Source organism: Streptomyces sp. HPF1205 (assembly GCF_020400825.1).
Classification (GTDB): domain Bacteria; phylum Actinomycetota; class Actinomycetes; order Streptomycetales; family Streptomycetaceae; genus Actinacidiphila.
Map to the genome: position 1 here is coordinate 1 of NZ_JAINVH010000070.1, position 9,697 is coordinate 9,697.

General features: G+C 70.9%; 9 protein-coding genes. 8 read left to right on the forward strand and 1 reads right to left on the reverse strand.

Features of this window, described 5'->3' with window-relative positions; all coding sequences use genetic code 11:
• Positions 1 to 74: 74 nt before the first annotated feature.
• The 8 genes from K7G61_RS35255 to K7G61_RS35290 all read left to right on the forward strand — a co-directional run bounded on the left by K7G61_RS35255 (position 75) and on the right by K7G61_RS35290 (position 8,580).
• Positions 75 to 995 carry a helix-turn-helix domain-containing protein gene (locus tag K7G61_RS35255; RefSeq protein ID WP_225851239.1) on the forward strand — a complete coding sequence of 307 codons (921 nt, stop codon included), beginning with the start codon at positions 75 to 77 and terminating at the stop codon, positions 993 to 995.
• 163 nt (positions 996 to 1,158) lie between these two features.
• Positions 1,159 to 2,124: an SMP-30/gluconolactonase/LRE family protein gene (locus K7G61_RS35260; protein WP_225851240.1), complete on the forward strand. Its 966-nt coding sequence runs from the start codon at positions 1,159 to 1,161 to the stop codon at positions 2,122 to 2,124.
• A 44-nt stretch (positions 2,125 to 2,168) separates the two neighbouring features.
• Positions 2,169 to 3,065, forward strand: a complete 897-nt coding sequence (locus K7G61_RS35265; protein WP_225851247.1) for an MBL fold metallo-hydrolase — start codon at positions 2,169 to 2,171, stop codon at positions 3,063 to 3,065.
• Positions 3,066 to 3,318: 253 nt separating this feature from the next.
• Complete coding sequence (locus K7G61_RS35270) at positions 3,319 to 3,711, forward strand: nuclear transport factor 2 family protein (RefSeq protein ID WP_225851241.1); 393 nt, start codon at positions 3,319 to 3,321, stop codon at positions 3,709 to 3,711.
• A gap of 828 nt (positions 3,712 to 4,539) precedes the next feature.
• Entirely contained in the window at positions 4,540 to 4,743 is a 204-nt protein-coding gene (locus tag K7G61_RS35275; protein WP_225851242.1) for a cold-shock protein, read from the forward strand.
• Positions 4,744 to 4,999: 256 nt separating this feature from the next.
• On the forward strand, positions 5,000 to 6,553 hold the full coding sequence (locus K7G61_RS35280; protein ID WP_225851243.1) for a DEAD/DEAH box helicase: 1,554 nt from the start codon (positions 5,000 to 5,002) through the stop codon (positions 6,551 to 6,553).
• Positions 6,554 to 6,630: 77 nt separating this feature from the next.
• The gene (locus K7G61_RS35285) at positions 6,631 to 6,945 is read left to right on the forward strand and encodes an SCO5918 family protein (RefSeq protein ID WP_225851244.1); all 315 of its coding nucleotides are present in this window, start codon (positions 6,631 to 6,633) and stop codon (positions 6,943 to 6,945) included.
• 138 nt (positions 6,946 to 7,083) lie between these two features.
• Positions 7,084 to 8,580 carry a DUF4246 domain-containing protein gene (locus K7G61_RS35290; protein WP_225851245.1) on the forward strand — a complete coding sequence of 499 codons (1,497 nt, stop codon included), beginning with the start codon at positions 7,084 to 7,086 and terminating at the stop codon, positions 8,578 to 8,580.
• Positions 8,581 to 9,133: 553 nt separating this feature from the next.
• Here the strand turns inward: K7G61_RS35290 and K7G61_RS35295 are convergent.
• Positions 9,134 to 9,571: a hypothetical protein gene (locus tag K7G61_RS35295; RefSeq protein WP_225851246.1), complete on the reverse strand. Its 438-nt coding sequence runs from the start codon at positions 9,569 to 9,571 to the stop codon at positions 9,134 to 9,136.
• Between the last annotated feature and the right edge of the window lie 126 nt (positions 9,572 to 9,697).

A 9,697-nucleotide genomic window follows, 5' to 3' on the forward strand; every position in this document is an offset into this window, starting at 1 on the left:
CCCGTCGGGCCCCGCTGGTTCCTGTCCCTGGCCGGGGCAGGCTACGTGCCCGGATCGGGTCCACACTCGAAGCCATGACCGCGAAATCGCCCCTCGGGGACTTCCTGCGCACTCGGCGCTCCCAGCTGCGTCCGGAGGACGTCGGGGTGTCCAGCTACGGGGAGCGCCGGCGGGTGCCGGGGCTTCGCCGTGAGGAGCTCGCGTTGCTGGCGGGGGTGAGCGCCTCCTACTACACGCGGCTGGAGCAGGGGGAGTCGCTGAGCGCGTCGCCCGAGGTGCTGGACGCGCTCGCGGGGGCGCTGCTGCTGGACGAGTCCGAGCGGCGGTACCTGCACGACGTGGCGCGTACGAGCAGGCGGCGTCCCCGAGGCCGGCGGCCCGCACCGGAACGTGTGTCGGAGCCGACCCGCCAGTTGCTGAACGCGTTGGGGAATGTCCCGGCGATCGTCCTGGGCCGTCGCAGCGATGTCCTGGCGTGGAACCGCCTGGGTCACGCGCTGTTCGCCGGGCACCTGGATCCGGGTGCGCCCGAGCGGCCCGAGGAGCGCCCCAACATGACCAGGCTCGTCTTCCTCGACCCCCATGTCCGTGAGCTGTACGCGGACTGGCCGAGCAAGGCGAGGGCGGCGGTCGGGAATCTGCGCCTGGTGGCCGGCCGGCATCCGGAGGACGCGGCACTGCACACGCTGGTGGGGGAGCTGTCCGCGAAGAGCCCGGAGTTCGCCGCCATGTGGGCCGACCACCGGATCAGGGCGTGCAGCGTCGCCTCCTACGAGATGCGTCATCCGCTGGTCGGTTCCATGACCGTCACGCAGCAGACCCTGAGCAATGGGCCGGGCCCCGTCATCGTGGTCGCCACCACGGAGCCGGACTCGCCCTCGCGGGGCGCGCTGACCCTGCTCGCCCAGGCCACGGTGCCGCCCGGTCACTCCCCTTGCTCCGCCGAACCGGCACGGACCGAACCCCGCGCCGGCCTGAACCGGCCCGCGCGGTAGGCAACCGCATCGCGCACCGTACGACGGCGCGGCCGATGCCGGCCGCGGTTCCGAGGGGCGACGCCGCCCCCGGCCAGAACCCACCGATCCATGACCCATACATGTGCCGGCGTGTCGCCGTCGCATGCCCAATACGCGATAACACCCTGGAGCACGCGACATCATGTCCACAAGGCTTTTCCGGTCCGCCCTGACGGCGGGCCTCCTGGTCGCGGCCGCCGCCTCGGCGTCCGTTCCCACCGCGGCCTCGGCCGCTTCCGCGTCGCTGACGCACGCGCGGATCGCGGAGCACTTCGACCTTGCCGAGGGGCAGACGCCGGAGAACATCGCCATGGCGCCGGACGGCGACGCGTACGTCACCTTCGCCGTCGGCCGGCAGCTCGCCAGGATCTCGCCCGCGGGTGCCGTCCGGGTCCTTGCCACCCTGCCCGCGCCCGCCGATGGCGGTGTCCACACACCTGTCCTGGGCTTCCCGCTGACCGTCGGCGTCGCACGCGCCCACGACGGCACGCTGTACTTCCTGTACGCCACCGGAACCGCCGACCTGACCGGCGTGTGGCGGCTGCGCCCCGACGGCCGGCCGCAGCGGATCGCCGCGCTGCCCGCGAACGGCCTGCCCAACGGTCTGGCCCTGGATGAGACCACCGGCACCCTCTACGCCACCGACTCCGTGCTCGGCACCATCTGGAGCGTCCCCGCCGCCGGCGGCACTCCCACCGCCTGGTCCACCGCCCCCGAACTCGCCTCCACCGGCTTCCTCGGCGCCAACGGCCTGAAGATCCACAACGGCGCCGTCTGGGCCGGCAACCTCGACAAGGGCACGGTTCTGCGCATCCCCATCCTCCCCGGCGGACGCGCCGGCACGGTACGGACCGCGGCCACCGGCCTGACCGGAATCGACGACTTCGCCTTCACCGGCCGCGGCGACCAGCTACTGGCCGCGCTCAACGGCCCGAGCGAGGTCGCGGTCGTCCGACCCGACGGCAGCCATTCCGTCGTCCTGACCTCGGCCGACGGCCTGCAGAACCCGACCTCCGTCGCCACGCGCGGCGACACCGTCTACGTGCTGAGCGCCGCCTACGCCACCGGCCGGGACCCGAATTTGGTCCTCGCCCGCCTCACCAAGTGACACGACAGCCGACCCGCGCACCGCAGGAGAAACACGTGCAGGACATTCATGAGATCACCGTGGGCGATGTCACCATCACCCGTGTCGAGGAGATGCACGGGCCGATCATGCCCGCGGACCAGTTCTTCCCGGACCTGCCCGAGCAGGCGTGGCGGGACCACCGCGAGAGCCTCGTGCCCGACCACCTGGGCGCCGACGGCGCCATGGTCCACGCCGCCATGCAGACCTGGGTGCTGCGCAGCGGCGGCCGGACGATCCTGATCGACACCGGCATCGGCAACGACAAGACACGCCCGGCGGTCGAAGCCTGGGACCACCTCGCGCTGGACTACCTGGGCAACCTCGCCCGCGCCGGCGTGCGGCCCGAGGACGTCGACCTGGTCGTCAACACCCATCTGCACAGCGACCACATCGGCTGGAACACCCGGCTCGTCGACGGCGTCTGGGTGCCCACGTTCCCGAACGCCACCTACCTTCTGCCGAAGACCGACGTCGAGTACTGGGACCCCGCCGGCAACCCGCACATCGCCGGCGGCGTCAACGAGAACGCGTTCGAGGACAGCGTCGCCCCCGTCCTGGCCGCGGGCCAGGCGCGGCTGTGGGAGACGTACCACGCGATCGACGCCGACCTGTGCCTGGAGGCCGCTCCCGGCCACACGCCCGGCGCCGGCGTCGTCAAGCTCGACTCCCGGGGGGACCGGGCACTGTTCGCCGGCGACATCCTGCACACTCCCCTGCAAATCCTCCACCCCGGCCACAACAGCTGCTTCGACCTGGACCCGGCCCGGTCCCGTGCCACCCGCCTCAGGCTCCTCGGCTGGGTCGCCGACAACAAGGCCCTCATGCTGCCCGCCCATTTCGCGGGCCGGACCGCCCTGGAAGTCGAACACGCCGGCAGTGGCTTCGCCATCAAGCGGTGGGGACCGTTCTCCCGGTACTGAGCCCTGCCCCCGGCCCGAAACGGCCCTGACGGCCCATCGGCGAGAGACGCCCGCCCGGATCCGGACGGGCGTCCAGGGCGGCGGCGTGCTGCGGTTATGGTGTGGGTCGCGGTTGATCGGCGTTGCGACCGTGGCCCTTTCCGCAGTCTCGTCGCCGCATCCGGTGTGGTGACCGCTTGGTGGGGCCCCGTCGTGAGCCATCGCAGTCGGCTGACGATCCGCAGGCGGACCGGGCGGGGCAGGGAGGATCGGAATGGGGACGGACGAGGTGGCTTTCGAGGCCGCCCTCCACGAGGCCGAGCAGAGGCTGCAGGCCGCTGTCCGCTCAGGCGATGTCGAGGCACTGCGCCTGCTCCTGGACGACCGCGTCGTCTACACAGGCCCCGACGGCAGCACCTCGACCAAGGAGGAGGACCTGGAAGCACACAGGTCGCGGACCCTGGTCGTCGACGTGTTCGACCAGCAGGACCTGCACGTGACCGTGGTCGGCTCCACGGGCATCACCCGCGTACTGGCCGCGGTCGAGGGCACCGCCGGGGGTCAGCCGTTCGCGGCGCGCCTTCGCTACACCCGCACCTGGGTGCACGCCGACGGCACCTGGCGCGTCCTCGCCGCCCACGCCGGCGCGGTCCCGGACCCCGCGTAGGGGCCCACGGGCGGGCGGGCCATGCGCCTCGGCGGGCGGGGCGAGCCTCGTCCGAGTCCGGCGCGGCCGGCCCGGCCAAGCGCCGTCCCTCCTCGGGGCCGCGTGGGAGGGTGGCCCCGGCGGCCATGCCGCCCGGGACGGTGACCGCCGAGGCCGGATCGCGGGGCAACTGCACCAGGTGGTACTACGGTCACCACCGCCGACGCCGAGACCGGGGTCGTGGTGTGCCCGGCCGGCGTGCTGGTCAACTGGAGGCGGAACAGCAGCGACTGGCCGCGGCAACCGGCCCGGAGTAGCCCACCGCTCATGGCACACCACGCAGGTCTTCCAAGGCACCCCCGCCCCGGCACCGCCGCCTGACCACCGAATCGCCGCCCGCCGCGCCCCGCCGCCGCCCGCCGCCCCCCGCCGCGCCCCTCGCGGAGGATGTGACCTTCGTCGCGATGGTGGCGTCCCGGCGGGTTCGCCGTGACGCCGTCCGCCGGCGGCGGTGACGGCCGGACATCTCCCGTCGTCGCCAGCTCACCGGAGTGCGGGCGGAAGCGCGGACGGAAGTGCGCGGGCAGGAAGAACCGCACCCGGAAAAGAATATCTGCATCCGTGGCATGAGAAATACCTGCGGGGCGCGGCCAGTATTCCCCGATGATCGGCCGAGGGCGGAAAACCCACCGCGCAGGGCCGATCGCACCATGCTAGGGTCCATCGTAGTTGCAGGCGTGGTTGCCAAGAGGTTCATCCAAGAGGTTCATCTTCGGACGAGGTAATCACCATGGCGACAGGGAATTCGCACACGGCGATTCCTGACACCGCCTCCGAAGGAGAAACAATATGGCTTCCGGAACCGTGAAGTGGTTCAACTCGGAAAAGGGCTTCGGCTTCATCGAGCAGGACGGCGGCGGCCCCGACGTCTTCGCCCACTACTCGAACATCGCCGCCCAGGGCTTCCGCGAGCTGCTTGAGGGCCAGAAGGTGTCGTTCGACATCGCGCAGGGCCAGAAGGGCCCGACGGCCGAGAACATCGTTCCTGCCTGACCGCGGCGGCAACGCGTACTTCCCAGCCGGGACCCGCACCTCACGGGTGCGGGCCCCGGCTCGCCGCGTTTCGGGGCACGCGACGGGAAGACCGGGGAGGCCGGCCAAGGCCGGCAGGCTCCACCGCATCACGATCGATCAAGACATTCCCCCCGTCGGGCCGGCTCGGCCCGTCGACTCCGGCTCGTCCAGATTCTCTGCGCCGCTCATCCGCTGCGGGAATTCCTTGGTGCGCGCCCGTCAAGGAAGGCTCCACATGAAGCGTGCCCGCACATCCAGCACCTCCCGAACATCCAGCACCTCCCGCACGCCCCGCACACACAACCGTTTCGGAGGGGGTGCCGGCGGCAGCACCTCGGGGGGCCGGCGACGTTCCGAGGGGTACGGGAACCGACAGGCCGGAAGGGCCGTGCAGGGGGAGTTCGCGCCGCCGAAGACGATCACGCCGGCGCTGCCCGCTGCCGGGTCGTTCGGCGATCTCGCCATGCCCGCGCAGCTGTTGGCCGCGCTCGGCCACGAAGGCCTGACCGTACCGTTCCCCATTCAGGCGGCGACCCTGCCGAACTCCCTGGCCGGTCGTGACGTACTCGGCCGTGGGCGAACCGGCTCGGGCAAGACCCTCGCCTTCGGCCTCGCCGTACTGGCCCGCACGGCGGGGCGTCGTGCCGAGCCGCGGCGGCCGCTCGCGCTCGTCCTCGTCCCCACCCGCGAGCTCGCTCAGCAGGTCACCGACGCGCTGGCGCCGTACGCCCGGGCCGTGAGCCTGCGGCTGGCCACCGTCGTCGGCGGGATGTCCATCGGCAGGCAGGCCGGTGCGCTGCGTTCCGGGGCCGAGGTGGTCGTCGCGACGCCCGGCCGGCTCAGGGACCTCATCGACCGGGGCGACTGCCGGCTGGACGACGTCGGCGTCACGGTCCTCGACGAGGCCGACCAGATGGCCGACATGGGCTTCATGCCGCAGGTCACCGCCCTGCTCGACCAGGTGCGCCCCGAGGGGCAGCGGATGCTGTTCTCCGCCACCTTGGACCGCAACGTCGACCTCCTGGTCCGGCGTTATCTGACGGACCCGGTGGTCCATTCCGTCGACCCGTCGGCAGGCGCGGTCACCACGATGGAGCACCACGTCCTGCATGTGCGCGACGAGGACAAGCACCGGACGACCACCGAGATCGCGGCGCGGGACGGACGAGTGCTCATGTTCCTCGACACCAAGCGCGCGGTGGACCGGCTGACCAAGCACCTGCTGAGCAGCGGCGTGCGCGCCGCGGCCCTGCACGGTGGCAAATCCCAGCCGCAGCGTACGCGGACCCTGGCCCAGTTCAAGAGCGGGTACGTGACGGTGCTGGTGGCGACGAACGTCGCGGCGCGCGGGATCCACGTCGACAACCTCGACCTGGTCGTCAATGTCGATCCGCCCACCGACCACAAGGACTACCTGCACCGCGGCGGTCGTACGGCCCGCGCGGGCGAGTCCGGCAGCGTCGTCACCCTGGTCACCCCCGATCAGCGGCACGGTATGACCAGGCTGATGGCCTCGGCCGGCATCACCCCGCAGGTCGCTCACGTACGGTCGGGCGAGGCGGAGTTGAGCCGCATCACGGGCGCCCAGGCCCCTTCCGGTGTCCCGGTCGTCATCACCGCGCCCGTGGAACGCCCCGGCGGCCGCCCGTCCTCCTCCAAAGGCTCGTCCCAGGGCTCCCCGTCCCAGGGACGTCGCAATCGCCGCGGCCGCGCGGGCGAGGGCCGGCCCGCCGGTGAGGCGGCGGGCCGCAGGGCGCGGCAGCGGTCCGGCTTCGGCTCGGCCGCCTGAAGCCGCCGGCTCGATCCGCTCCGCCCGGCCCCGTCATCCCCGTCGTCCCGTTCTTCTCCGACAGTCTGTGAGGCATCATGCGCTGTGTCATCGCCCGGTACCCGTTCGAGCTGTCCAAAGACGGGGTGCTGGCCTCGATGAAGGGCGTCACGCCCGAGCCGGTCACGGGTGAGTCCGTGACCATCGGCCGTCGCCGCTACCCGGTCAAGCAAGTGGGCCAGGTCATCACCCGGCAGGACCGCCGCGACTTCAGCAGCGGCGAAGTCGTCCGGGCCATGACCCGCCTCGGCTTCACCTGCCACGAGCAACCGGAACCCCCGGCGGCGAGTTCCCCCACCGCCCTCCAGACCGCGTCGGCGCTGCTCGGGGGCACCGACTCCCCCGACATGTGAGGACAGGCGGGGAGCCGCCGCCACTGACATCGCAGCCGAGGTCCCTGCCGACGTGCGTCGGCAGGGACCTCGGCTGCGATGTCAGTGGGCCGACGTATCGTTCCCGCCACCGCACACCGTCTGGAAGGACCTGGACAATTGGCTCGTCCGCCCGCGTTCCCGCTGCCTTTTCACGCCTCCCGTTCCGTACCGTACGCGGCGCCCCGGACGTTGCGGGAACTGCAGATGACGCAGTGCAGCGCCCATATTCGCGCCAAGCCGCGGTGGTTCGACAAGATGAGCGATCCCGGCGTCGTCGCCAAGTGGACACGGGAAGCGGTCGCCCAGGGGCTCACCGAGGCGCAGATACGTTACGTGCTCGCCGAACTCGCGCATTACGCGGCCCTGCGGGACGTGCGGACCGGAATCGAGGTGTCCGCCGTCGACGGGGTGTGGCAGTCGGACACACTGGTCGACGACGATCTCAGGCAGCGGCTGCGCGAGGCGGTACGGGTGCTGGAAGACGTCCCCGAGGCGGAACAGGACTGGCATCCCGGGTCCGGCGGCCAGGTACTGGACCTGGTTCATCCCTCCTTGTTCTGCCTGGTGAGAGAGGTGAGCGGCGCGCCCGAGCGGGCCTGGCGGAACCCGACGGACCGCTACTCGCGGTACGAGTTCTCGGAGAGGTTCCAGTGGCTGCCCACGGACGTCGAGGTCGGTGACGACGGCGATGTCGCGTTCCGCTCGTACGTCAACAACGTCCACCCCGAGAAGCATCGCCAACTGGCCGCCGTCCTGCCGGCCCTGTTCGCGCGCATGCTCCCGCTGCTGGAGAACGTGCTCACCGACCTGCGCCACCCACGGCCCCTGCGGATCGAGGCCGATCCCTACGGATGGTACGACTCAGAACCGGAGTATCCGGAAAAAGCCCAGTACAGCGACGACGAAGCCTACGCGCAGGCCTGCCGCGCGTGGGACGACTGGTGGGAGAACCGCCGCCCGGTCGTCCCGGACGCCCCGGCCTTCACCCCGCCCGAGGTGCCCGGCGACTCCGCCCGGGTCGGCCTGCGCGGCCGCCGTCTGCAGGTCGTCGTCAAGCTCGCCACCATTCATCTCACCCCGGAAAAACCCGAGTACCCCGGTGGTTCCTGGCATGTCGAGGGAATGATGAACGAGCGGATCGTCTCGACCGGAATGTACTACTGGGACAGCGAGAACATCACCGAGAGCCGGCTGAGTTTCCGGGCGGCACTCGACGACCCGAACTACGAGCAGAACGACGACCACGGCATGCGCGACGTCTACGGCCTGGAGAACGAGGACGCGCTGAACCAGGTGCTGGGATCGGCATCGACACCCGCGGGCCGCTGCCTGGCGTTCCCCAACGTCCTGCAGCACCGCGTCGGCTCGTTCCGCCTCGCGGACCCCACCCGCCCGGGATTCCGTAAGATTCTCGCGTTCTTCCTGGTCGACCCGTCCCACGCCGTCGTCTCGACATCCGATGTGCCGCCGCAACAGCCGTGGTCCGAGACGTCGACCATGACATTGGAGCAGGCCAGGACGTACCGCGAAGAGCTCATGCGGGAACGCAAGTTCTTCATCGACGAACACAACGAGCAGCTCTACGAACGAGAGTTCTCCCTCTGCGAGCATTGAGCGGCTCCGCGGGCGGCCGGCCGCGCTCCGGAGTCCGGGCCGGCGCCATCGCCGGCGCGGACGGCGCCACGTGACGTTGCGTCAGCGCGATGCGACGTTCATCACCCTGCGCTATCCGATGGCACTCGATGCCGCGCCGGAACCGCGCATTCCGCAGCGCGTTGCGCAGGTTGGGCGTTTCGGGTGGTCTATACCTCAATTGGCCGGTGCACGCGGTGGCATCGATACGAACGACAAGTCGACTGCGCGACACGCCAGTTGAGCGGGGGCGGCACACGGACGCGAGTACGATGCCGCTACTGCTGATCCTCTGGAGCCGGACCGCGCCCACGTAAATCGTCACTTCTCACAATGATCGCCACGTCGATCTATCACCAGGGGCATATGCCACGGGTCCCCCTGGGCGTCTTCACCTGCGACGGAGTCGGGGTCGTATACCAGGAACCGCCGACATCGCCACGCGGCCGGCCCACGTGGCGACGTTCGTCACATCACCCTCACTCAGGGGTGATGTGACGCCGAGCCGGTTGACACAGCCACGCGCGAGGGCCCGTCAGGAGTGACCGCCGCCGGAGGAGGAGCGGGGCCCGCGGCCGCCGGAGGAGTGATGGCCGCGGCCGCCTCCGTCGGCCGATTCGGGGGCGGCCGCCGTGTGGGTCGCGGCCTGGTGGGTCAGGACCTTCATGATCTCCGAGGCCAGCACGTCCGCCAGAGCGGGTGCGAGGGATTCCGCCAACGCGGTCGCCAGGGTCTGCGCGAACAGCATCCGTTCCAGTTCCGAGGAACGGGAGGGCGGCCGGGACAGGGACTCCACGGCCGCTTCCATCAGAGCGCCGGCCAATGGGTCCTTGCCGTACTTGGCGTACTTACCGTACTTGGCGCCGGTGCCGGCATGCGGAATTCCGGCGTCGCGCACCATTTCTTCGAAGACCTCGTCGATGAAGGTCTCCACGGGATCCCGTTCCGATTCCCCGCCGGACTGAGCTGCCATTGTGGTTCCTCAAGTCTTCGATTTTCCGTACGGGACCTGCCCCCCGGCGCCGACGGCATCGCGCCGCCGGGGGGCAGGAGTGCCGCCATTTCCGGTCAGCGGCGCATGAGCGCGGCGAGAAGGAGG